This is a genomic window from Burkholderia sp. MSMB1459WGS (assembly GCF_001534535.1).
Taxonomy (GTDB): Bacteria; Pseudomonadota; Gammaproteobacteria; order Burkholderiales; family Burkholderiaceae; genus Burkholderia.
The window spans coordinates 1-23,913 of sequence record NZ_LPMU01000061.1 but is presented as its reverse complement, the minus strand read 5'-3'; the positions used below and the strand labels follow the sequence as shown (position 1 = coordinate 23,913).

At 69.5% G+C, this 23,913-nt stretch carries 22 protein-coding genes; 8 read left to right on the top strand and 14 right to left on the bottom strand.

The genetic code is table 11. The features are described from left to right. Positions 1–72 precede the first annotated feature (72 nt). Both xylB and WT97_RS22885 read left to right on the top strand, forming a co-directional pair. The gene (gene xylB, locus WT97_RS22890; protein WP_059504628.1) at positions 73–1,554 is read left to right on the top strand and encodes a xylulokinase; all 1,482 of its coding nucleotides are present in this window, start codon (positions 73–75) and stop codon (positions 1,552–1,554) included. 121 nt (positions 1,555–1,675) lie between these two features. After that, positions 1,676–2,632 (top strand): sugar-binding transcriptional regulator, encoded by a 957-nt coding sequence (locus tag WT97_RS22885; protein ID WP_059504626.1) that lies wholly within the window; start codon positions 1,676–1,678, stop codon positions 2,630–2,632. 22 nt (positions 2,633–2,654) lie between these two features. On the opposite strand, the gene WT97_RS22880 is transcribed toward WT97_RS22885, so the two are convergent. Next, positions 2,655–3,878 (bottom strand): MFS transporter, encoded by a 1,224-nt coding sequence (locus WT97_RS22880; RefSeq protein WP_059795712.1) that lies wholly within the window; start codon positions 3,876–3,878, stop codon positions 2,655–2,657. Then, on the bottom strand, positions 3,875–5,071 hold the full coding sequence (locus WT97_RS22875; RefSeq protein WP_059795711.1) for a serine hydrolase: 1,197 nt from the start codon (positions 5,069–5,071) through the stop codon (positions 3,875–3,877). Before WT97_RS22875 ends, WT97_RS22880 begins: the two co-directional genes overlap by 4 nt. A 113-nt stretch (positions 5,072–5,184) precedes the next feature. Here WT97_RS22875 and WT97_RS22870 point away from each other — a divergent pair, with 113 nt between their 5' ends. After that, positions 5,185–6,069 (top strand): LysR family transcriptional regulator, encoded by an 885-nt coding sequence (locus WT97_RS22870; RefSeq protein ID WP_059504621.1) that lies wholly within the window; start codon positions 5,185–5,187, stop codon positions 6,067–6,069. Positions 6,070–6,083: 14 nt separating this feature from the next. Here WT97_RS22870 and WT97_RS22865 read toward each other — a convergent pair whose 3' ends face one another. From WT97_RS22865 to WT97_RS22830, 8 genes are all read right to left on the bottom strand, one after another. Beyond that, positions 6,084–7,193 (bottom strand): ABC transporter ATP-binding protein, encoded by a 1,110-nt coding sequence (locus tag WT97_RS22865; protein ID WP_034208252.1) that lies wholly within the window; start codon positions 7,191–7,193, stop codon positions 6,084–6,086. A 55-nt stretch (positions 7,194–7,248) separates the two neighbouring features. After that, positions 7,249–7,947 (bottom strand): HAD family phosphatase, encoded by a 699-nt coding sequence (locus WT97_RS22860; RefSeq protein WP_059795709.1) that lies wholly within the window; start codon positions 7,945–7,947, stop codon positions 7,249–7,251. Continuing rightward, entirely contained in the window at positions 7,944–8,795 is an 852-nt protein-coding gene (locus WT97_RS22855) for a carbohydrate ABC transporter permease (RefSeq protein ID WP_034208254.1), read from the bottom strand. The genes WT97_RS22860 and WT97_RS22855 overlap by 4 nt, the downstream gene beginning before the upstream one ends. Next, positions 8,792–9,739 (bottom strand): carbohydrate ABC transporter permease, encoded by a 948-nt coding sequence (locus WT97_RS22850; protein ID WP_059795707.1) that lies wholly within the window; start codon positions 9,737–9,739, stop codon positions 8,792–8,794. Before WT97_RS22850 ends, WT97_RS22855 begins: the two co-directional genes overlap by 4 nt. A 114-nt stretch (positions 9,740–9,853) precedes the next feature. Beyond that, entirely contained in the window at positions 9,854–11,179 is a 1,326-nt protein-coding gene (locus tag WT97_RS22845) for a sugar ABC transporter substrate-binding protein (RefSeq protein ID WP_059504614.1), read from the bottom strand. A 72-nt stretch (positions 11,180–11,251) separates the two neighbouring features. Next, positions 11,252–12,592, bottom strand: coding sequence for a D-tagatose-bisphosphate aldolase, class II, non-catalytic subunit (locus WT97_RS22840; protein WP_060354487.1), 1,341 nt, complete (start codon positions 12,590–12,592; stop codon positions 11,252–11,254). Continuing rightward, positions 12,580–13,536, bottom strand: coding sequence for a sugar kinase (locus WT97_RS22835; protein ID WP_060036229.1), 957 nt, complete (start codon positions 13,534–13,536; stop codon positions 12,580–12,582). The genes WT97_RS22840 and WT97_RS22835 overlap by 13 nt, the downstream gene beginning before the upstream one ends. A 72-nt stretch (positions 13,537–13,608) precedes the next feature. Continuing rightward, entirely contained in the window at positions 13,609–14,385 is a 777-nt protein-coding gene (locus tag WT97_RS22830; RefSeq protein WP_060354486.1) for an L-iditol 2-dehydrogenase, read from the bottom strand. Between the two features lie 342 nt (positions 14,386–14,727). Here WT97_RS22830 and WT97_RS22825 point away from each other — a divergent pair, with 342 nt between their 5' ends. The 4 genes from WT97_RS22825 to WT97_RS22810 are packed head-to-tail and all read left to right on the top strand — an operon-like array spanning position 14,728 to position 17,827. After that, positions 14,728–15,189, top strand: a complete 462-nt coding sequence (locus WT97_RS22825) for a Fur family transcriptional regulator (RefSeq protein WP_027785279.1) — start codon at positions 14,728–14,730, stop codon at positions 15,187–15,189. Between the two features lie 46 nt (positions 15,190–15,235). Next, positions 15,236–16,147, top strand: a complete 912-nt coding sequence (locus tag WT97_RS22820; protein ID WP_060354485.1) for a metal ABC transporter solute-binding protein — start codon at positions 15,236–15,238, stop codon at positions 16,145–16,147. Positions 16,148–16,164: 17 nt separating this feature from the next. Next, positions 16,165–17,052 carry an ABC transporter ATP-binding protein gene (locus tag WT97_RS22815; protein ID WP_059506715.1) on the top strand — a complete coding sequence of 296 codons (888 nt, stop codon included), beginning with the start codon at positions 16,165–16,167 and terminating at the stop codon, positions 17,050–17,052. Then, the gene (locus WT97_RS22810) at positions 17,045–17,827 is read left to right on the top strand and encodes a metal ABC transporter permease (protein ID WP_059795972.1); all 783 of its coding nucleotides are present in this window, start codon (positions 17,045–17,047) and stop codon (positions 17,825–17,827) included. Before WT97_RS22815 ends, WT97_RS22810 begins: the two co-directional genes overlap by 8 nt. A 111-nt stretch (positions 17,828–17,938) precedes the next feature. Here WT97_RS22810 and fghA read toward each other — a convergent pair whose 3' ends face one another. The 3 genes from fghA to WT97_RS22795 form a co-directional block, all read right to left on the bottom strand. Then, a complete protein-coding gene (gene fghA / locus WT97_RS22805; RefSeq protein ID WP_059795697.1) occupies positions 17,939–18,787 on the bottom strand; it encodes an S-formylglutathione hydrolase in 849 nt (282 codons plus the stop codon). A 16-nt stretch (positions 18,788–18,803) separates the two neighbouring features. Next, the gene (locus WT97_RS22800; RefSeq protein WP_034208263.1) at positions 18,804–19,910 is read right to left on the bottom strand and encodes an S-(hydroxymethyl)glutathione dehydrogenase/class III alcohol dehydrogenase; all 1,107 of its coding nucleotides are present in this window, start codon (positions 19,908–19,910) and stop codon (positions 18,804–18,806) included. Between the two features lie 212 nt (positions 19,911–20,122). Beyond that, a complete protein-coding gene (locus WT97_RS22795) occupies positions 20,123–21,574 on the bottom strand; it encodes a xylulokinase (RefSeq protein WP_060354484.1) in 1,452 nt (483 codons plus the stop codon). Positions 21,575–22,014: 440 nt separating this feature from the next. Between WT97_RS22795 and WT97_RS22790 the strand changes: the two genes are divergently transcribed. Beyond that, positions 22,015–23,391: a nucleobase:cation symporter-2 family protein gene (locus tag WT97_RS22790; protein WP_059506709.1), complete on the top strand. Its 1,377-nt coding sequence runs from the start codon at positions 22,015–22,017 to the stop codon at positions 23,389–23,391. Between the two features lie 109 nt (positions 23,392–23,500). On the opposite strand, the gene WT97_RS34770 is transcribed toward WT97_RS22790, so the two are convergent. After that, a partial coding sequence (locus tag WT97_RS34770) for a hypothetical protein (RefSeq protein WP_218919460.1) occupies positions 23,501–23,913 on the bottom strand: 413 nt, incomplete at its 5' end.

Sequence of the window (23,913 nt, the reverse complement as noted above, 5' to 3'; positions counted from 1 at the left end):
GGCGAACCCGCTTGGCACATGCCGCGCGGCACGGCTAAAGTAGCGGCTCCTCTCTGACGGAACGGATCGCACATGTATCTCGGCATCGACCTCGGCACCTCGGAAGTGAAGGTGCTGCTGCTCGCCCCGGACGGCGCGGTCGTCGGCACCGCCGGCTCGCCGTTCACGGTGTCGCGACCGCATCCGCGCTGGGCCGAACAGCATCCGGACGACTGGTGGCAAGGCACGCTCGCCGCGCTCGCGACACTGCGCGAGCGACACCCCCAGGCGTTCGCGCAGGTGCGCGGCATCGGCCTGTCGGGCCAGATGCACGGCGCGGTGCTGCTCGGCCGCGACGATCGCGTGCTGCGCCCCGCGATCCTGTGGAACGACATGCGCAGCGCCGACGAATGCGCGCTGCTCACCGAGCGCGCACCCGATCTCCATGCGCTGGCCGGCAACCTCGCGATGCCCGGCTTCACCGCGCCGAAACTGCTGTGGGTCGCGAAGCACGAACCCGACGTGTTCGCCGCAACCGCATGCGTGCTGATGCCGAAGGACTACCTGCGATTCCGGCTGACCGGCGCGAAAGTGTCGGACCCGTCGGACGCGGCCGGCACGCTGTGGCTCGACGTTGCACGCCGCGACTGGTCCGATGCGCTGCTCGCCGCGTGCGGGATGACACGCGAGCAGATGCCGCGCATCGTCGAGGGCAACGCGCCGTCCGGCACGCTGCGCGCGGACGTCGCACGCGAGCTCGGGCTGTCGGAAGCCGTCCCGGTCGCGGGCGGCGGCGGCGACAACGCGACGAGCGCGCTCGGCATCGGTGCGATCCACGCGGGCGACGGCTTCGTGTCGCTCGGCACGTCCGGCGTGCTGAGCGTGGTCGGCGACCGCTTCATGCCGAATCCCGCCTCGGCCGTGCATGCGTTCTGCCATGCGATTCCCGATCGCTGGCAATTGATGAGCGTCGTGCTGTCGGCCGCGAGCTGCCTGCGCTGGGTCTGCAAGCTGACCGGTACCGACGAGCCCGCGCTGCTCGCCGAAGTCGCGGCGCTCGACGCCGACGCGCTCGCCGCGGCGCCGCTGTTCCTGCCCTACCTGTCGGGCGAACGCACGCCGCACAACGATCCGTACGCACAAGGCGCGTTCTTCGGGATGACGCACGCGACCGAGCGTGCGCACCTCGGCTATGCGGTGCTCGAAGGCGTGACGCTCGGCCTCGCCGACGGCCTCGACGCGCTGCATGCGGCCGGCGTCGAAACCGACCAGTTGTCGCTGATCGGCGGCGGCGCGCGCAGCGCGTTCTGGGCGCAACTGATCGCGGACGCGCTGAACGTGCGCACGCGCCAGATCGGCGGCGGCGAAACGGGCGCGGCGCTCGGCGCGGCACGGCTCGGGTGGCTAGCCGTCGGCGGCGATCCGCAGACGGTGCTGACCAAGCCGCCGGTGCGCGCCGAATACGCACCGGACGCCGCCCGCCATGCGCGGCTGCGCGAGCGCCTCGATGCGTTCCGTACGCTGTACCGTCACGTGCGGCCGTTGTACGAACCGTCGCGCGCACGGCTCGCGTAGGCGCCGCGCACGCACGGCCGCCCGCCGGCCGTGCGTGCGACATGCGGTACAGTGGATGCCGTCATGCGGCCCGCCGGCCGGCCCACGGGGCGGCCCCCCAGATCCGAACCGAATCGCTATCGTGTCCAAGTCCTCAGAAAAACTCGATCTCGCCACGCGCGCCGCGTGGCTCTATTACGTCGCGGGCGACACGCAGAACGAAATCGCCGAAAAACTGCAGGTGTCGCGCCCCGTCGCGCAGCGCCTCGTCGCGTTCGCGGTCGAGAAGAACCTGATCCGCGTGCGCGTCGATCACCGGCTCGCCGACTGTCTCGATCTCGGCGCGCAGCTGTCGAAACGCTACGGCCTCGCGATGTGCGAAGTCGTGCCCGTCGACGCCGATGCGCCCGACGCGATCGACCGCAAGCTCGCGGTCGCCGGCGCGCAGGTGATGGAGCGCTACCTGAACGAAACGCGGCCGATGGTGATCGCGGTCAGCAGCGGCCGAACGCTGAAGGCCGCGGTCGCGCAGATCGCGCAGATCGACCGCCCGCAGCACCGGCTCGTGTCGATGGTCGGCGCGATCGCGGCCGACGGCTCGTCGAACCGCTACGACGTCGCGCAGTACATCTCCGAGAAAACCGGCAGCAAGCATTTCCTGCTGCCCGCGCCGCTGTTCGCCGACAGCGACGCCGAGCGCGCGCAGTGGTGCAATCACCGGCTGTACCGGATCGTCGAGGCGCTGTCGGGCGAGGCGGACGTCGCGTTCGTCGGGATCGGCAACATCGGTCCGCACTGCCCGCTCTACGAAGACGGCTTCATCACCGAGCAGGAGCGCGACGAGATGACCGCGCTCGGCGCGGTGGCCGAACTGCTCGGCGTGCCGATCGACGCGCACGGCACGCAGATCACCGTGTCGACGAGCGCACGCGTGACGAGCGTCGCGCTCGCCACGCCGCCGAAGCGGCCGACGATCGCGTTCGCCGGCGGCCCGAAGAAACACGACGCGGTGATTGCCGCGCTGCGCGGCGGCTGGCTGTCGGGGCTCGTCACCGACGAAACCTGCGCGCGCGCCGCGCTCGCCGCGAAGGCGGCCTGACGCCGCCGTCGCACGCGCCGGCTCAGGCCGCGCCCGGCGCCGGAAACGCATGCCGGCGTGCACGCCACGCGCCGACCCATGCCAGCGCCAGCAGCGCGACGAGCACCCACGGAATCGCGCCGGCGCCCGTCGCGCCGAGCAGCATCCCGCCCGCGATGCCGCCGCCGGCGATCGCCAGATTCCACACCGTCACGAGCATCGACTGCGCGACGTCGGCCGATTCGCCCGCCGCGTTCGCGGTGGCCGTCTGGAACAGCGTCGGCGCGCCGCCGAACGCGAGCCCCCACAGCACGACGCCCGCATAGACGGTCGTCATCCCGGAACCGGCGCCGAGCATCGCCGCCGCCAGCGCGAACAGCGCGATGCTCGCGAGCGTGAGGCGTCGCTGCGCGGCGCCGATCCATGCGCCCGTCAGCGCGATGCCGAAGAGCGACGCGACGCCGAACACGAACAGCACCACATCGACCTGCGTACCCATCCGCACGCCCGCGAGGAACGGCGCGACGTACGTGTACAGCATGTTGTGCGCGAGCACGTACGCGAACATCACCGTCAGCACCGGGCGCACGCCGGGCAGCGTCATCACGCCGAGCACCGGCTCGCGCGCGCCGGCCTGCTGGCCCGGATAGTCGGGTACGCGCATGCGGATCCAGCCGATCAGCGCGAGCGCCGCGGCCGAAATACCGGCGAACGCGATGCGCCAGCCGAACGTCGCGCCGAGCGCGGTGCCGGCCGGAATGCCGATCGACATCGCCGCCGGTATGCCGAGCATCGCGACCGCGATCGCGCGGCCGCGCAGCGACGGGTCGACCATCCGGCTCGCATAGCCGGCCAGCAGCGCCCACAGCAGTCCGGCCGACATCCCCGCGACGAACCGGGCCGCAAGCGTGAGCGCGTAATACGGCGACGCGGCCGTCAGCGCGTTCGACACGACGAAGCCTGCCAGCGCCGCGAGCAACAGGCGGCGCCGGCGCATCGCGCGCGTCGCGGCGACGAGCGGAATCGCCGCGACGATCGAGCCGAGCGCGTAGGCGGTCACCAGTTGGCCGATCAGCGCCTCGGTCACGCGCAGGTCGGCGCTCATCGGCGGCAGCAGGCCGGCCGGCAGCGCTTCGGTGAGCACCGTGATGAAGCCGGCGGTGGCCAGCGCAAGCAGGTTCGCGACAGGCAGGTGAGCACGGGCCGGCGTGGACGGATCGGCAGCCCGATCGACGGCGCGGCTGGAGACGGATATGCACTCGCTCATTGCGCACTCCGGTCGTCGACGCCATACACCGCATCGCGCACGTCGGTGACGATGCGCCCGTGCATCCCTTCGTACAACGTATTGGTCAGCGCCACCACCGTCAGCCCGGCCGCCCGGTCGACGAACCACGCATGCCCGTAGGCGCCGCCCCAGCGCCACGTGCCGACCGATTCCGGCGATTGCGCGGCCACCGGGTCATGCAGCACGGAAAAGCCGAGTCCGAAGCCGAACCCCGGCGCGTCCGGCAGATCGTGCGCGCCCGGCTGAACGCGCGACATCTCGTCGATCCAGCGGCGCGCGAGCCAACCGTCGCGCCCGGTGCGCAACGTATCGAGCAGCGTCATGCAGTCGGCCGCCGTACCGATCATCCCGGCGCCGCCCGACGGCCACGCGGCCGCGTCGAACGCGCGCGCCGGTGCGAAACGGATGCCGACCGTACCCTCGTACACCGGGACGAGATCGTCGTCGGTCATGCGGCGCGGCACGCCGGGCGTACTGACGTAAGGCGTCGCCAGGCGCGCCGCGTCATGCGTGAAAAACGCCGTGTCGGTCATCCCGAGCGGCGCCGTCACGAGCGCCGCCACGGCGTCGGCGAGCGGCCGGCCGTCGACCGCCTCGATCAGCGCACCGACCACGTCGGTCGCGAGCGAGTAGTGCCACGATGTGCCGGGCGCGAACCGCAGCGGCACGCCGCCGACGCGCCGCACGTTCTCCGCGAGCGACGGTCCGGCGACGTCCATGCCGTCGGACACGCCCGCGCGCGCATACGGCCCGTCGGCGTCGGCTTCGAGGAAGCGATAGCCGAGCCCGGCCGTGTGCGACAGCAGATGGCGCAGCGTGATGTCGGCAGGCGCGCCGCCCGCGAGCGTCGGCGTGAATGCGGGCAGCCAGCGCGCAACCGGTTCGTCGAGCCCGATCTTCGATGCCGCGACCAGCCGCATCGCGGCGGCCGTCACGATCGGCTTGGATACCGACGCGAGCCGGAACAGCGTGTCCTCGCGCATCGGCGTGCCGGCTTCGCGGTCGGCCAGCCCGGCCGCGCGTGCATAACGCAATTCGCCGTCGCGCGCGACCAGCACGACCGCGCCGACCACGCGCGCGTCGGCCAGCGCGCGATCGAGCACGGCGTCGAGCCGCGCGCGCAGCGCGGCGTCCGGTTCCCTGCGGTGCGTGGTGACAGGCAGCGATGACATGGCGTGACCTCGAACAGTGAAGGAACGCCCATCGTAAGGAGCCGGCACCGGAAGAAAAACCGGGTTAGAGTTCCGGACACTCCGGACATCGATGTCCGTAATCGAGGCCCTGCATGGAAAATCTTGGCGGTTTCGTCGTGTTCGTCCAGGTCGCGGAAACGCGCAGCTTCGTCGCGGCCGGCCGCGCGCTCGGATTGTCGGCGTCGGCGATCGGCAAGCGCATCGCGCGCCTCGAGGCGCGCCTGAACGTGCGGCTCTTTCACCGCAGCACGCGCAGCATCACGCTGACGGCCGAAGGCGCGCGCTTTCTCGAACGGTGCCGGCGCGTGATCGCCGAAATCGACGCGGCCGAGCGGGAATTGACGCAGAGCGTCGAGGCGCCGCGCGGGCGGCTGCGCGTGAGCCTGCCGACGATCGGCACGCTGCTGTTGCCGGTGCTCGCCGATTTCATGGCCGCGTATCCGGAGATCGAGCTCGACATCGATTTCAGCGACCGGATCGTCGACGTGATCGACGAAGGCTTCGACGTGGTCCTGCGCACCGGCCGGCCGACCGATTCGCGACTGTCGTCGCGGCTGCTCGGCCACTTCCGCCAGCACCTGGTCGCGTCGCCCGACTATCTCGACCGGCACGGCGCGCCGCGCACGCCGGCCGATCTCGCGCAGCATCGCTGCCTGCATTACCGCTTCCCGAGCAGCGGCAAGCTCGAGATCTGGCCGCTGCGCGCGCCGCGCACCGGCACGCCGCCGGAGGTACCCGTCTCGATGGTCAGCAACAACGCCGAGACGCGCCTGTGCTTCGCGCTGCGCGGGCTCGGCATCGCATGCCTGCCCGAGTTCTTCGTACGCGACACGCTCGCCGACGGCAGGCTGCGCGCGGTGCTCGACGACCACGTCGCGAGCCGCACGCCGTTCTACGTGCTGTGGCCGTCAGGCCGCCATCCGATGCCCAAGCTGCGCGCGTTCGTCGACTACATGGCCGAGCATTTGCGGTTGTAACCGGCGCGCGGCGGTCAAGCCGCCTTCGCGTGCGCGCTCAGCCGCCGGAACGCCTGCCCGTGCTCGTCGAACAGATGGCAGTGCTCGGGCAGCGCATGCACGCGCAGCGCCTCGCCGGTGCGATACGTGTCGAGCGGCGGAATTCGCGCGATCAGCCCGTCCGGCGCGACGGCCGACTCCGCATACAGATACGCCGCGTCGCCGAGCGATTCGACGGCCATCGTCCGCGCGGCGACGCCGGCCGCCGCCGCATCGACCAGCAGGTGCTCCGGCCGCACGCCGACGGTCACGGCCGCACCGCGCTGCAGCCCGGCCGCGTCGACCGCGACACGCTGCGTCTCGCCGCTATCGAACCGCACGAGCACGCCGGTCGCATCGGCCGATTCGACCGTGCCCTTCAGGAAGTTCATCTTCGGCGAGCCGATGAAGCCCGCGACGAACTGGTTCGCCGGCGCGTGATACAGCGTGTTCGGCGTGCCGACCTGCTGCACCGCGCCGCCCGACAGCACGACGATCTTGTCGGCGAGCGTCATCGCCTCGACCTGGTCGTGCGTCACGTAGATCATCGTCGTCTTCAGCTCGTCATGCAGCCGCGCGAATTCCAGCCGCATCTTCACGCGCAGCGCGGCGTCGAGGTTCGACAGCGGTTCGTCGAACAGGAACACCTTCGGCTTGCGCGTGATCGCGCGGCCGATCGCGACGCGCTGCCGCTGTCCGCCGGACAACTGCTTCGGCTTGCGGTCGAGCAGGTGATCGATGTGCAGGATCTTCGCGGCCTGCTTCACGGCCTGGTCGATCTCGGGCTTCTTCGCGCCCGCGAGCTTGAGGCCGAACGCCATGTTGTCGTACAGCGTCATGTGCGGGTACAGCGCATACGACTGGAACACCATCGCGATGCCGCGCTTCGCGCTCGGCACGTCGTTGACCTTCGCGCCGTCGATCAGCAGGTCGCCGCTCGAAATGTCTTCGAGGCCGGCGATCATCCGCATCAGCGTGGATTTGCCGCAGCCGCTCGGCCCGACGAATACGACGAATTCGCCGTCGGCGATGTCGAGGTTCACGTTGCGCAGCACTTCGGTGTCGTCGTAGCGCTTCGCGATGTTGCGCAGGAGCACGCTTGCCATGATCTGTCTCCGTTCGTTCGTGATGCACCGCCTGGCCGGCGGCGCTCGATCGTTGCTAGTTCGGCAGCACCGCGCCCGTCGCCTGCCAGCGCGCGACGTAGCCGGGCAGCTCGTGCATGTCGTCGAATACGTGGCGCGCGCCGATGCCGCGCAGCGCGTCGATCTGCGCGGCCGACGCGTGCCCGCCGCCGACGAAGCCGAGCACGGTCATGCCGGCCGCGGCCGCCGCGGTGATGCCGGTCACGCTGTCCTCGACGACGAGGCAGTTCGCGGGCGCCGCGCCGAGCGTGCGCGCGGCAGCCAGATACACGTCCGGCGCCGGCTTCGGCCGCGCGACCGAATCCGCGCAGAACAGCCGGTCGCCGAAAAAGCGCGCGAGCCCGGTGCGCGCGAGCGCCGCTTCGACGTACGCGCGATAGCTGTTGCTCGCGCAGGCGGTCGTCAGCTCGATCGCCTCGAGTGCCGCATCGATGCCGTCGACCATCGGCGCGTTGACGGCGGCCGCCTCGACCGCGCGGCGGATCGCGTCGACGTCGTCGGCCGACAGCGTGCGCCCCACCGCGTCGCTCGCGCCTGCCAGCACGCGCTCGATGCGCAGCCCGAGCAGCGGCATCACGGCCGGCCGCGCATCGACGCCCGGCCAGCGCGCATCGAGTTCGCGCACGATCACGTCGGCGGCCACGGCCTCGCTGTCGATCAGCACGCCGTCGCAATCGCAGATCAGCACGTTCGTCCCTGCGCTTGGCCTCCTCATTTGACCGCCCCGAACGTGAGCCCCCGCACGAGCTGCTTCTGCGACAGCCAGCCGACGATCAGGATCGGCGCGACCGCGAGCAGCGAAGCGGCGGACAGCTTCGCCCAGAACAGCCCTTCGGGGCTCGAGTACGACGCGATGAACACGGTCAGCGGCGCGGCGTTCGAGCTCGACAGGTTGATGCTCCAGAACGCCTCGTTCCACGACAGGATCACGAGCAGCAGCGCAGTGGACGCGAGCCCCGGCAGCGCCATCGGCATCAGCAGGTAGACGATCTCCTGCCACGTCGACGCGCCGTCGATGCGCCCGGCCTCGAGAATGTCCTTCGGGATCTCGTTGAAGTACGTGAAGGTCATCCATACCGCGATCGGCAGGTTGATCAGCGTGTAGACGATCACGAGCCCCGACACCGTGTCGAGCAGCCCGGAGTTCTTCCACAGCAGGTAGATCGGCACCAGCACGCCGACCGACGGCATCATCTTCGTCGACAGCATCCACAGCAGCACCTTCTGCGTGCGGTGGTTCGGGAAGAACGCCATCGCGTACGCGGCCGGCACCGCGAACAGCAGCGAGATCACCGTGACGCCGGCCGAGATCAGCACCGAATTCCATGCGAACGCGAAGTAGTTGCTGCGCGCGAACACCTCGCGGAAGCTGTCGAGCGTCGGCATGAACAACAGCGTCGACGCGTACGCCTGCTGCTCGGTCTTGAACGCGGTGATCGCCATCCAGAAGATCGGGAAGAACAGCAGCAGCGCGATCAGCCATGCGAGCGTGCCGGGCAGCGCGCGCCGCACGAGGTCGAACACGGCCGGCGTGCGCCGGCCTTCGAAGGTCAGGTCGCTCATTTCTCGTACTCCCCCTTCAGGTTGCGCGCGAGCATCCGCACGAGGAAGAACGACACGACGTTCGCGACCACGACGGCGATGATGCCGCCCGCGGACGCGAGGCCGACGTCGAACTGCTGCAGGCCGAGCGCGTAGATCAGGTAAGACAGGTTGGTCGTCGCGTCGCCGGGGCCGCCGCCCGTCGTCGTATAGATTTCCGCGAAGATCGACAGCAGGAAGATCGTCTCCATCATCACGACCACGGCGATCGCGCGCTTCAGGTGCGGCAGCGTGATGTAGAAGAACATCGCGACCGGGCCGGCGCCGTCGATGCGCGCGGCTTCCTTCTGCTCCTGGTCGAGCGACTGGATCGCGGTGAACAGGATCAGGAACGCGAACGGCAGCCACTGCCACGCGACGATGATGATCACCGCAGTCAACGGGTAATCGGCGAACCAGTCGATCGGCGTCATCCCGAGCGCGCGCATCGCGTTCGCGACGAGCCCGTACACCGGATGCAGGATCATGTTCTTCCAGATCAGCGCGGACACCGTCGGCATCACGAAGAACGGCGCGATCGCAAGCAGGCGCGCGATGCCCTGCCCGTAGAACTTGCGGTCGAACAGCACGGCCATCAGCACGCCGCCGACCACGGTGATCGCGAGCACCGCGCCGATCAGCACGAGCGTGTGCCAGATCGCGGGCAGGAACGACGGATCGGTCGCGAGGAAACGGTAGTTGTCGAGCCCGGCGAAGCCCTTCACGTCCGGGTTCAGCAGGTTGTAGCGCGAGAACGAATACCAGATCGTCATCGCGAGCGGAATCGACATCCACAGCAGCAGCACCGCGACGGACGGCGACACGAGCCAGCTCGCGCCGGCGCGCGCACGGCGCGGCGCGCCGGGCGGCGACGACGCGTCGCCGACCGACGGCGCGTGACTCAGGGGAAGACGCAGGTGACGCATGATCGGAGTCCCTCCGGTTGATGCGCGGGCGCGAACGGCCTGCCCGCCTGTCGGCTTCGCCGGCTCGCGCCGTGCGCCACGGCGCACGATGCGAGCCGCGCGACGGCTTGCGCGTTACTTCTTGTAGCCGGCCTGCCGCACCGCGCGGTCGGCGGCCGCCTGCCCGGCGGCGAGCGCCTGGTCGACCGACATCTGGCCCGCGACCGCGCCCGCGATCGACTGGCCGACCACCGTGCCGAACGACTGGAATTCAGGAATCCCGACGTACTGCACGCCCGTGTACGGCACCTTCTTCAGCGACGGATCGTTCGGGTCGGCCGTCTCGATCGCCTTCAGCACGAAATCCGAGAACGGCGCGGCGGCCTTGTACTCGGCGCGCTGATACGTCGACGTGCGCGTGCCCGGCGGCACCGAGGCCCAGCCCTCGTCCTTGCCGACCATCTCGATGTACTGCTTCGACGTCGCCCACGCGACGAACTTGCGCGCGGCATCCTGCTGCTTCGACGTCTTCGGCACGGCCAGCGCCCACGCCCACAGCCAGTGCGAGCCCTTCGGCGTGACGGCAACCGGCGCGGCCGCGAAGCCGATCTTGTCGGCCACCTGCGACTGCTGCTTGTTGTAGAGCATCCCGGCCGCGACCGTCGCGTCGATCCACATCGCGCACTTGCCGGACGCGGTCAGCGTCAGGTTCTCGTTGAAGCCGTTCGAGCTCGCTCCCGGCGGGCCGTTCTTCTTCAGCAGGTTCACGTAGAAATTGATCGCCTTCTTCCATTCGGGCGACGTCAGCTGCGCGTTCCAGTTCTCGTCGAACCAGCGCCCGCCGAACGTGTTCACGACCGTCGACACGTACGCCATGTTCTCGCCCCAGCCGGCCTTGCCGCGCAGGCAGATCCCGTAGGTGCCCTTCGACTTGTCGGTGAGCTTGTCCGCGAATTCGGCGATCTGGTCGTAGGTCGGCTGGTCGGGCATCTTCAGCCCCTTCGCCGCGAACAGGTCCTTGCGGTAGAACGTCATCGAGCTTTCCACGTAGAACGGCAGCGCGTAGAGCTGGCCGTTGTACGACAGGCTGTCGCGCGCGGTCTTCACGATGTCGTTCAGGTCGTAGTCGGCGGGCAGCCCCGTGATCGGCGCGAGCCAGCCGCGCTTGCCCCACTGCGGCGTTTCATAGGTGCCGATCGCCATCACGTCGAACTGGCCGCTGCCGGTCGTGATGTCGGTCGTCGCGCGCTGGCGCAGCACGTTCTCCTCGAGGATCACCCAGTTCAGCTTGATGTCGGGGTTCGCCTTCTCGAACGCCGGCGACAGCTTCTTCAACTCGATCATGTCGGGGTTGTTCAGCGTCGCGATCGTCAGCGTGCCGGCGGACGCCGCGCAGGCCGCCGTCGCGAGCGCGGCTCCGGCGAAACAGCGTGCGGCGGCGTCGAGCATCTTTCGTTGCATGGCATGTCTCCTGTGATTGTTCGAAATGTCGTCGGTCTTGCGTCGGTGTTGCATCGTTTCCTTCGCGGCCCGTCATGCCGGCCGCTGCATGCCGCACGCGCGCGCATAGTGCGCGATCACGTCGCGTATCCGGTGGCACACCCATGCGCGCGGCGCCTTCGCGAGGCCGCCCGCGCGGCATGCCGCATAAACGTCCGGCAGCCACTGCGCGACGAGCGTCTCCGGCACCGGCTGCCGCGCGAGGTTGTCGAACAGTTGCTCGACCGCGGCCGCGACGGCCGGCTGCAGCCAGTAATAGCGGATGCGGTCGCTGTAGCTGAACTGGCGCGCGAGCCGCTGCGCGGTCTCGTCGCCGCGATAGTACGGCGCCCAGTGCTCGGGCTGCGCGCGCATCGCCGCATCGACGACGTCGCGCAACCGCGAGCGCTGCGCGACGTCGTCGATCAGCGCGTCCTCGATGAACGTCAGCGCGAACAGCGCCTCGCGCAGCGCGAACGTCAGCGCGGGGCCGACCTTCAGCACCGCGAAGTGGTCGCGCACCAGCGCGGCGAGCGCGGCTTCGGTCTGGTAATCGGTCGAATGCGCTTCGAACACGAGGCGCGGCGTCTGCAGGATACTCGCGCCCAATGACGCTGCCTTGGCGCTGTCGTAGTCGAGCACGTGGCGATCGTCGAAGTCCACGCCCGGCTGCGCGACGATCGCGACGACGCGTGTCCATGCGTCGTCGAGCCCGGCCGCCGAGAACGCGCGGCGGTGCGCGTCGAGCGTCGCCGCGACGCTGTCGCTGCGCGTGACCGCGATCCGCGCGATCGCATCGTCGCTCACCTCGCCGCCCGGCGTCGGCACCTCGGTGCCGATCACGTAGACGGGCGCGACGCCGGCGCGCGCCGCCGCGTCTTCCGCGACGCGGCACAGCTCGGCCGCACGCGCGGCGATCGTGCGATCGTCGAGCCGCGCCGGATCGTCCGCGCACGCCATGCTCGCATCGAGATGGATCTTCTCGAACCCGGCTTCGACATACGCGGCGACCATCGCCCCGGCCTCGCGCATCGCGTCGGCCGCGCGGCGATGCCGCCACGGGTTGGGGCCGAGATGGTCGCCGCCGAGCACGAGCGCCGACGGCGCGAGCCCGCAGCGCGCGGCGATCGCATCGACGTCGCGGCGAAAATCGGCAGGCGTCATGCCCGTATAGCCGCCGAGATGGTTCACTTGATTGCAGGTCGCCTCGATCAGCAGCGGTGAGCCGTCGGTGCGCGCGGTTTCGCACGCGGCCTCCAGCACGAGCCGGTGCGCGCTGCAGATCGAATAGATGCCGCGCTGCGCGTCCGCGCGGTTCGCGTCGAAGATCATCCGCAGCACGGTGTCCGCGTGCGCAGTGCGCGTGCGCTCGGCAACGGTCGTCAGGCCGGACATGCGATACCTCGTTCGGTCAGGAAACGGTCGATCTCGGCCGCGCTGCTGTTGCCTTCCATCGGGCCGCGCCGCGTGACCGCGATCGCGCCCGCCGCGTTCGCGCGGCGCAACGCGACATCGATCGGCAGGCCCGCGACGAGGCTCGCGACCAGCGTGCCGCCGAAACAGTCGCCGGCGCCGGTCGGATCGACTTCGTCGACCGCGAACGCCGGCGCCTGCGCCCGGTGCGCGCGATCGAACGCGACGCTGCCTTGCGCGCCGCGTTTGAGCACGACGCGCTCGAGCAGCGGATGCGTCGCGAGCAGGCCCGCGATCGCGCGCTCGGCCGGCTGCGGCCCGCAGAAGAACGGCAGGTCGGCTTCGCTCGGCAGGAACAGGTGGCACGCGGCGAGCATCTCGTCGAGCGCCGCGCGCATCGGCCGAAAACTCAGCATCTCGGGCCGCACGTTCGGATCGAACGACACCTTCGCGCCGGCGCGCGCGGCCTCGATCACGCCGCGCTGCACCGCCGCGATAGCCGATTCGCTCGTCAGCGACGAGCCCATCACGTGGAAATAGCGGCAGCCGTCGAACATCGCGGTGTCGACGTCGGACGCATCCACGCACGCAGCCGCGCTGGTCGACAACGTGAAGACGAAACTGCGCGAGCCGTCGTCGCGATACGCGACGAACGCGGTGCCGGTCGGACGGGCGACGCGGCGGATGCGCGCGACGTCGACGCCGTCGCGTGCGAGCCGCGCGACGATCGCGTCGCCGAACGCATCGCGTCCGACGCAGCCCGCATACGCGACGCGCGCGCCGAGCCGGGCGGCCTGATCGGCGAAGATCGCCGGCGCGCCGCTCGGGAACGGTCCGGCGAACAGGCCCGGCGTATCGAAGCCCTGGCCGCGCTCGGCGGCGACGAATTCGGCCAGCAGCTCGCCGGCGACGACGATCTCGGCCATCAGGCGTGTCCTCGTGCGGCGGCGGCCGCGTGCAGCGAATCCGCCCGGGTTGCGCATGCGAGCGGCGGCATGTCAGCTCATCCAGTTGCCGCCGTCGACGTTCAACGTCTGGGCGGTGATGTAGTCGGCGTCGGACGACGCGAGGAACAGCGCGGCGCCCGTCAGGTCCCCCGGCACGCCCATGCGGCCGAGCGGCACGGCTTCGCCCACGAGCCGCTTCTTCTCGCCGAGCGGCCGGTTCTCGTAACGCGCGAACAGCGCATCGACCTGCTCCCACATCGGCGTGTCGACGACGCCCGGCGCGATGCCGTTCACGTTGATCCGGTGCGGCGCGAGCGCGAGCGCGGCCGACTGCGTATAGCTGATCACCGCGGCCTTGGTCGCGCAGTAGTGCGACACGAGCGCCTCGCCGCGACGGCCGGCCTGCGACGACATGTTGACGATCTTGCCGCCGCGCCCCTGCTCGACCATTCGCTGCGCGACGGCCTGCATCAGGAAGAACAGCCCTTTCACGTTGACCGAGAACAGCCGGTCGAACACGTCCCACGATTCATCGAGGAGCGGGCGCATGTCGAACAGCGCCGCGTTGTTGAACAGGATGTCGACGCCGCCGAAGCGCTCGACCGCCGTCGCGACGATCCGCGCGATGTCGTCGCGGCGCGTGACGTCGGCCGTGACGGCCACCGCGCGGCCCGGGCTGGCCTCGATCAGCCGTGCGAGCGAGCCGCTCGCAGGCTTCAGGTCCACCAGCACGCAGCGCGCGCCCTCGTCCAGATAGCGTTGCGCGACCGCCTCGCCGATGCCGCTTGCGGCGCCCGTCAGGATCGCGACCTTGTCTGCCAGTCTCACTGGTTGTCTCCGGTTCGTTCTGTTGCACGACGGTCGCGAAGTGAGCGAACGCTCGCGGACAGATCAATTGCTCTGTTGGTGATCGAATGATCGGATACGCGATACGCGCTGTCAAGACGACATGACGGCTTTCTATGACGCGCTGCGGCACGGCCGCGCCCGGCGATGCCCCGCCGCGCCCGCACGGCAAGGGCGCGCGGTGCACGGTGCGGCGCAGTGGCGTTGACGGTGAAAGGGACGCAGCGACGGCGGGAAGCAAGGGCGGGAAACGGAATTCGCGCTGCATGGCGCGGCGATACGTTATATCATCGCTGTACTTTGTTTCAGCGCCTGCTTCATGCCATGGCTACCTCATCGTCCATTGACGCCCGGCTGTCCCGGGCCGACGCATTCGCCGCCGAGCACGGGCTCGCGTGGACGCCGTTGCGCCGCCAGGTCTACGAACGCGTGCTGGCCGCGCAGCGCCCGATCGGCGCGTACGACCTGCTCGCGGAACTCGAACCGCAACGCGGCCGCGTGCCGCCGACGACCGTCTATCGCGCGCTGGATTTCCTCGTCGAGCACGGCTTCATCCACCGGATCGAATCGAAGAACGCGTTCTTCGCATGCTGCGAGATCGGCGTGCCGCACGAAGGCCAGTTCCTGATCTGCGATGCGTGCGGCGACACCGTCGAGATTCCCGGCGGCGACCTCGCGAAGCAGTTGTCCGCGAGCGGGCCCGCGCACGGTTTCGAAGTCCACCACCAAGTCGTCGAGCTGAGCGGCCTGTGCGGGCACTGCAAGCGCAAGCCCGCGCAACGCTGACGCCGACTCGCGCGGCGCACGCGCCGCCCTTCCAACGAGGAGTTCCATGTCCATTGCCCTGAAGCGCGCGCCGCGGCGCGCCCTGTCGCCTGTCCGCTGGCTGGCCGCCGCCGTCGCCGCGCTGTCGTTCGCCGCGCCCGCGCTTGCGCAGGCCGCGACCGTCAACGTCGTCGCCGCCGAGAATTTCTACGGCGACGTCGCCTCGCAGATCGGCGGCCATCACGTCGCGGTCACGAGCATCCTCAGCAATCCCGACCAGGATCCGCACCTGTTCGAAGCGAGCCCGAAGACCGCCCGCGCGCTCCAGCACGCGCAGGTCGTGATCTACAACGGCGCGAACTACGATCCGTGGATGGCCAAGTTGCTCGGCGCGTCGAAGCAGGCGAAGCGCGCGACGATCGTCGTCGCCGATCTCGTCGGCAAGAAGGCCGGCGACAACCCGCATCTGTGGTACGACCCGGCGACGATGCCCGTGGCCGCACGCGCGATCGCGGCCGAGCTCGGCCGCGCCGACCCGGCGAACAAGGCCGAGTACGACGCGAACCTGCAGAAGTTCGTCGCGTCGCTGAAGCCCGTCGACGACAAGGTCGCCGCGCTGCGCGCGAAGTACAAGGGCGTGCCCGTGACGGCCACCGAGCCCGTGTTCGGCTACATGTCGGACGCGATCGGCCTCGACATGCGCAACCAGCGCTTCCAGCTCGCGACGATGAACGACACCGAGGCGAGCGCGCAGGACGTCGCCGCGTTCGAGGGCGACCTGCGCAAGAAGCAGGTGCGCGTGCTGATCTACAACAGCCAGGCCGAAGAGCCGATGACCAAGCGCATGCTGAAAGTCGCGCGCGACGGCGGCGTGCCGACCGTCAGCGTCACCGAGACGCTGCCGGCCGGCAAGACCTTCCAGCAATGGATGGCCGGCCAGCTCGACGCGCTCGGCAACGCGCTTTCGGCCGGCAAGTAACGGACGACCGTAACGACATGACCGTCACTCCCCACGCCCTCGCCGTCGATCGCGTCACGCTCGAACTGGGCGGCCGCACGATCCTGCGCGACGTGAGTTTCTCGATCGAGCCCGGCGAATTCGTCGGCGTGCTCGGGCCGAACGGTGCGGGCAAGACGACGCTGATGCGCGCGGTGCTCGGCCTCATCCCCGTGTCGGCCGGCACGCTGTCGGTCGGCGGCGTGCCGGTCGTGCGCGGCAACGCGTCGATCGGCTACATGCCGCAGATCAGGAGCGGCCTCGCGAACCGCCGGATGCGCGGCTACGACTTCGTCGCGATGGCCGCCGACGGCCACCGCTGGGGCCTGCCGCACACGAACGCGGCCACGCGCCGCGACGTCGATCGCGTGCTCGACCTCGTCGGCGGCTCGTCGCTCGCGCGCCGGCCGCTGTCCGAACTGTCGGGCGGCGAACGGCAGCGGCTGCTGCTCGCGCAATGCCTGCTCGGCAACCCGAAGCTGCTGCTGCTCGACGAGCCGCTGATCAGCCTCGATCCGAACCACCAGCGCGGCGTCGTCGAACTCGTGCGCAACGTGCAGCGAGAGCTCGGCATCACCGTGCTGTTCTCCGCGCACGAACTGAATCCGCTGCTGAACGCGCTCGACCGCGTGCTGTATCTCGGCAACGGCGTCGCGGCGCTCGGCACCGTCGACGAGGTGATCACGAAGCCCGTGCTGTCGCGGCTCTACGGATCGCCGATCGACGTGATGCGCGTGAACGGCAAGATCTTCGTGATGTCGGGCGACGTCGAGATCGAGAAGCACGATCACGAACACGAGGACGACGATCATTCGCACGGCGGTGGCGGCGGACACGGCCATCATCACCATGGACACGCCCATCCCGGGCATTCGCACGATGTTTGAATACGACTTCATGATCAACGCCTTCGCGGCGTCGGGAATCGTCGCGGTGCTCGCGGGCATCGTCGGCTATTTCCTGGTGCTGCGCGGGCAGACCTTCGCCGGCCACGCGCTGTCGCACGTCGGCTTCACCGGCGCGACGGGCGCGGTGCTGCTCGGCATCTCGCCGATCTGGGGGATGGTCGGCTTCACGCTCGCGGCCGGGATCGGGATGGGCGCGCTCGGCGAGCGGCTCGCGGGCCGCGACGTCGCGATCGGCGTGATCCTGTCCGGCGCGCTCGGCTTCGGCCTGCTGTTCCTGCACTTCTACACGTCGTTCGCGACGCAGGTCACCGCGCTGCTGTTCGGCAACGTGCTCGCGGTCAGCCGCGACACCCTCGCGGTGCTCGCGGGCATCGGCGCGGTGAGCCTCGCCGCGCTCGCGCTGATCGCGCGGCCGCTGTTGTTCGCGTCGCTGCAGCCCGAGCTGGCCGAAGCCAAGGGCGTGTCGCTGCGCACGGTGTCGATGCTGTTCCTCGCGGTGTGCGCGCTCGCGGTGGCCGCGGCGACGCAGATCGTCGGCGTGCTGCTCGTGTTCACGCTGCTGGTCGGGCCGGCGGCGGCCGCGCAGAACCTGTCGACGCGCCTGTCGACGGGCGTGCTGCTCGCCGCGCTGTTCGCGCTGTTCGAAGCGTGGGCCGGCATCGTCCTCGCCTATCACACCGACTGGCCGACGAGCTTCTGGATCACCGCGCTGTCGGCGCTCGTGTACGGCGCGAGCCTGTTGCGGCGCAACTGATCGCGGCCCGGCGATCGCCGCCCGATGCCAATGAAAACGCCGGCGTGCCCGAAGGGGTAGCGCCGGCGTTCTTTCATGCGAACCGGATGCGTGACCTGCTTGCGCCGATATTCACCGCACCAGCACGCGCGCGTGATGCGCGAGATGATCCGCGATGAATGTCGAGATGAAGTAGTAACCGTGGTCGTAGCCCGGATGGCGGCGCAGCGTCAGCGGCTGGCCGGCCTTCGCGCACGCGGCTTCGAACACGTCGGGGTTCAGCTGGTTCGCGAGGAACTGATCGGCCAGCCCCTGATCGACCAGGATACCTTCAGCGAACTTCGGCGCATCGGCGCGCGCGACCAGCTCGCTCGCGTCGTGCGCCTTCCACGCTTCGCGATCGGCGCCGAGATAGCCCGAGAACGCCTTCTCGCCCCACGGGCAGCGCGTCGGCGCGGCGATCGGCGCGAACGCCGACACCGACCGGTACAGGCCCGGATGACGCAACGCGAGCGTCAGCGCACCGTGGCCGCCCATCGAGTGGCCGAAGATCCCGAGCCGCGCGCCGTCGATCGGCAGCTCGGCCGCGACGAGCTCGCGCAGCTCGCCCGTCACGTACGACTCCATCCGGTAATGCGTCGACCACGGCGCTTCGGTCGCATCGACGTAGAAGCCCGCGCCGACACCGAAGTCCCATGCATCGGTCTCGCCCGGCACGCCCGCGCCGCGCGGGCTCGTGTCGGGCATCACGAGTGCGATGCCGTGCTGCGCCGCGTACTGCTGCGCGCCGGCCTTGATCGCGAACGTCTCGTCGGTGCACGTGAGCCCCGCGAGATAGAACAGCGCCGGCACGCGCCCGTGCGCCGCCTGCGGCGGCAGGTACACCGAGAACTTCATCGGCAGGCCGATGGCCGCCGAATCGTGACGGTAGAAACGCTGCTCGCCGCCGTGGCACGCATGCGAGGAAACGAGTTCGAGCATGGCGGTATGCCCCCGGTCAGTACAGCACGACCGAGCGGATCGACTCGCCGGCCTTCATCAGGTCGAAGCCTTCGTTGATCCGCTCGAGCGGCAGCGTGTGCGTGATCAGGTCGTCGATATTGATCTTGCCTTCCATGTACCAGTCGACGATCTTCGGCACGTCGGTACGACCGCGCGCGCCGCCGAACGCCGAGCCCTTCCATTCGCGGCCCGTCACCAGCTGGAACGGACGCGTGCCGATTTCCTCGCCAGCCGCGGCCACGCCGATGATGAACGACTGGCCCCAGCCCTTGTGCGTGCACTCGAGCGCCTGGCGCATCAGCTTCACGTTGCCGACGCATTCGAACGAGTAGTCGGCGCCGCCGTCGGTCAGCTGCACGATGTGGTCGACGACGTTCTCGACTTCGTTCGGGTTGATGAAGTGCGTCATCCCGAACTTCTTCGCGAGCTCGACGCGCTTCGGGTTGATGTCGACGCCGATGATCTTGTCCGCACCGACCATCTTCGCGCCCTGGATCACGTTCAGGCCGATTCCGCCGAGGCCGAACACGACGACGTTCGCGCCGGCCTCGACCTTCGCCGAGTACACGACCGCGCCGACGCCCGTCGTCACGCCGCAGCCGATGTAGCAGATCTTGTCGAACGGCGCGTCCTCGCGCACCTTCGCGACCGCGATCTCCGGCACGACGATGTAGTTCGAGAACGTCGACGTGCCCATGTAGTGGAACAGCGGCTTGCCGTCGAGCGAGAAGCGCGACGTCGCGTCCGGCATCAGGCCCTTGCCCTGCGTCGCGCGGATCTTCTGGCACAGGTTGGTCTTGCGCGACAGGCAGAACTTGCACTCGCGGCATTCGGGCGTGTAGAGCGGAATCACGTGGTCGCCCTTTCTCACGGTGCCGACGCCGGGGCCGACGTCGACCACCACGCCCGCGCCTTCATGGCCGAGGATCGCCGGGAAGATCCCTTCCGGATCGGCGCCCGACAGCGTGTAGTAATCGGTGTGGCAGATGCCCGTCGCCTTCACTTCGATCAGCACTTCGCCGGCGCGCGGCCCTTCGAGATCGACTTCCTCGATCGTCAGCGGCGCACCCGCCTTCCATGCAATCGCGGCTTTCGTTTTCATCGTGTCACTCCTGTATGTCTGTGAGATCGGCCCGAGCCGGCGTGCGGCGCCTGCAGGGGTTCGTGCAAATCGGTCGAAGCCGTGCCGCGCGGCACGGCACAAGAATCTCGTGCTCGCCATGATGGCTGCTCCCGCCGCGCATCGCGTGCGGGAAACGGTCGCCGGCTTGCCAGGATGCGTCATCGCTGACGCAAAAGAACAAGTGCCCGAGTTTAAACGCCCGTCGTGAACCATGCATCCGTGCGCGCGTACAGATCGACGAAGCGCGCGTGGCGCGCAGCCAGCAGGCGGTCGTCGTGCGGCGCGGCAACCGGCGACGCGCTCGGCGCCAGCGCGTGCAACGCATCCTCGCGCCAATGCCCGATCGCGACGCCCGCGAGCAGCGCCGCGCCACGCGTCGCGGCGTTCGGGCAATCGATCGCCTGCAGCGATGCGCCGAGCGCGTCGGCGAGCAACTGGCGCCAGCGCGGATCGACCGAGCCGCCGCCCGCGAGGCGGAGCGTCGTCACCGCGTCGCCGCGGTCGGCCTCGCGGATCGCATCGAGCCCCGCGCGCAACGCGAACGCGACGCCTTCGAACGCGGCGCGCATCATCGCCCCGCGCGTATCGCCGAGCCCGAGGCCGAGCCAGCCGCCGCGCGCATCGGGGTTCATCCACGGCGAACGCTCGCCGGTCAGGTACGGCAGGAAGCACAGCCGTTCGGACGCCGGCTGCGCGAACGCGTCGTCATACGCATCGGCCCAGCGCGCGTAGCCGAGCCAGCCGCGCACGGCTTCGAGCGCGAGCCCGACGTTCTGCATCGCCGCCATCGTGTAATAGCCGCCGCCCGCCGCCGCACGATAGCGATGCAAGCCGCGCCGCGCGGGCGGCAGCGCATCCGCGAGCACGACGATCTGCCCGCCGCTGCCGGTCGTCAGCAGCGCATCGCCTGCCGCGGCCAGCCCGCTGCCGAGCGCCGCGCACGCGGTGTCGGCCGCGCCCGTCGCCAACGGTACGCCGGCCGGCAGGCCGAGCGCTGCGGCGGCCTGCGCGCCGAGCACGCCGCAGCGCGCGGTGGACGCATGAACCGGCGCGAAGCGGTCGGCCGGCAGGCCGAGCGCGTCGATCAACGCGATATCCCACGCACCGTCGGGCGTCGCGAGCGCGGTGGCGCACGCGTCGCTCGGATCGGCCGCCACGTCGCCGCCGAGTGCGATGCGCAGCCAGTCCTTCGGCTGCACGGCCCAGCGCGCGGCACGCAGCGCATCGGGTGCGTGCGTCGCCAGCCAGCGCAACAGCGGGCCCGCCATGCCGGGCGCCACGGGGTTCGGTGCGACGGGCGATCCGGACGCCGGCCAGCCGGCCGCCTCCGCCTCGCGCGCCGCGCGCGTGTCGGGCCACAGCAGCGCGGGTCGCACCGGCTGGCCGGCCGCGTCGATCAGCACGACACCATGCATCTGGCCCGAAAAACCGATCGCCGCCACCTGCGCACGCTCGTCGGCCGGCAGCCGCGCGGCCGCGCGCACGAGCGCCTGCCACCACGTGTCGGGCGCGATTTCCGCCCAGCCGGGCTGCGGCGACGACAACCCATAAGGTTCGCTCGCCACCGCCCGCTCGACGCCGTCGGCATCGAGCGTGACGAGTTTGACGGAGCCGGTGCCGAGGTCGATTCCGAGCAGGCGCATGACGTGAAGGGGGAGTCGTATGAACGGGTATCGATGATAACGGGATCGCGACGCGCGCCCCGGTTTTGGCCGCCGCTTCGGCGCATCGAAAGTGCGGTCGGGTCGAGGCGCTCCACCGGGCTGCACCTTGCACGCGAAAGCGGCCGTTCGCGGGTTAACCCGGCGCGATTTCCCCACCCCGCTTTTTGCCACTATGCGGGCCGCCCGATACACACCATAAAGCGACCCATATTTGACATGGGGGCCGGCGCTATTTTGAAGCGCTATAAAACCGGTACACCTCACTCCCGCGGCAGTTTCCCGATGATCGATCCCCGGCTCCATGCCGAAATGGCATATCGAACCAGCAAAGAGCGGAATAGAACCCAGTGCTCTTGTTGCATGGACACATTCCGAATAACTTCGTATCACCCCGAAAACAAGATCATGGAGTGAGACAGATGCAATCGAACACGGTCCATCCGTGCGATGAGGTGCTGCCGACCGGCAAGCTGGTAACGCTTGGCCTGCAGCACGTCCTCGTCATGTACGCCGGCGCCGTCGCCGTGCCGCTTATCGTCGGCGCCGCGCTCAAGCTGCCGAAAGACCAGATCGCGTTCCTGATCAGCGCCGATCTGTTTTCGTGCGGCATCGCCACGCTGATCCAGACGCTCGGCCTGTGGATCTTCGGCATCCGCCTGCCCGTCATCATGGGCTGCACGTTCGCGGCGGTCGGCCCGATGATCGCGATCGGCACGAACCCCGGCCTCGGCATTCTCGACATCTTCGGCTCGACCATCGCCGCCGGCATCATCGGCATCGTGCTCGCGCCGATGATCGGCAAGCTGTTGCGGTTCTTCCCGCCCGTGGTCGTCGGTACGGTGATCGCCGTGATCGGGCTGTCGCTGATGGAAGTGGGCATCAACTGGGCGGCCGGCGGCGTCGGCAACCCCGAGTACGGCAGCCCGGTCTATCTCGGCCTGTCGCTGCTCGTGCTCACGCTGATCCTGCTGATCAACAAGTTCGGCCGCGGCTTCATCGCGAACATCTCGGTGCTGCTCGGCATCGTCGCCGGCTTCGTGATCGCGTTCGCGATCGGCCGCGTGAACACCGACGGCGTGGCGCATGCGCCGTGGGTCGGCTTCGTGATGCCGTTCCACTTCGGCCTGCCGCACTTCGATCCGCTGTCGATCGTGACGATGGTCACGGTGATGTTCGTCACGTTCATCGAATCGACCGGCATGTTCCTCGCGGTCGGCGACATGGTCGATCGTCCGGTCAACCAGGAGCGCCTCGTGCGCGGCCTGCGCGTCGACGGTCTCGGCACGCTGATCGGCGGCATCTTCAACTCGTTCCCGCATACGTCGTTCTCGCAGAACGTCGGCCTGATCGGCGTGACGGGCGTGAAGAGCCGCTTCGTGTGTGCGACGGGCGGCGTGATCCTCGTGCTGCTCGGCCTGTTCCCGAAGATGGCGCAGGTCGTCGCGTCGGTGCCGCCGTTCGTGCTCGGCGGCGCGGGCATCGTGATGTTCGGGATGGTCGCCGCGAACGGCATCAAGGTGCTGTCGAAGGTCGACTTCGTGAACAACTCGCACAACCTGTTCATCGTCGCCGTGAGCGTCGGCATGGGCCTCGTGCCGGTCGTGTCGCCGCACTTCTTCTCGAAGCTGCCGCCGGCGCTCGCGCCGATCCTGCACAGCGGCATCCTGCTCGCATCGGCCACGGCCGTGATCCTGAACATCGTGTTCAACGGCGTGAAAGGCGAAAAGGATGCACGCTGCGAGATTCGGCGCGCCGGACACGACTTCGACGGGCGTCCCGCCGACGCGCACCACTGATCGCGCCGCGCCGGACGACGGCGCGAAGCGGTAACGACGAACGCCACGGCATGCCGTGGCGTTTTTGTTTCGGGGTGCAGGACCCGACACGGTGCCGGGCGATCCCGCTTCACGCGGGCAGGCGGGTCGCCGGATGCACGATGCGCCATGCCGACTGACGGTGTGATCGACGTGATCGATGCGATCGACGTGATCGGTGTGATGGCGTGATCGGTGTGATGGCGTGATCGGTGTGATGGCGCGATCGGTGTGATTGCACGAACGCAATGCGACGCGGCGCACGCATCGTCACGACATCGACGCCCTTCTTTCCGCACGATTCGCCGGCGCAAAAGAAAACGCCGCGGACTTTCGTCCGCGGCGTTTTCGTTTTCGCATACAGCCGCTTCGAAGCGAGGCGCGGCATACCGCGCCCGCCCTTCTCCGTGCTTACCCGTTCGTCGCCGTTGCCGACGCAGGCGCCGGAGCGGCCGCCTTGTCGTAATCGACCGGCGCATCCGGCGCGCGCGGCGCTTCGCCCGC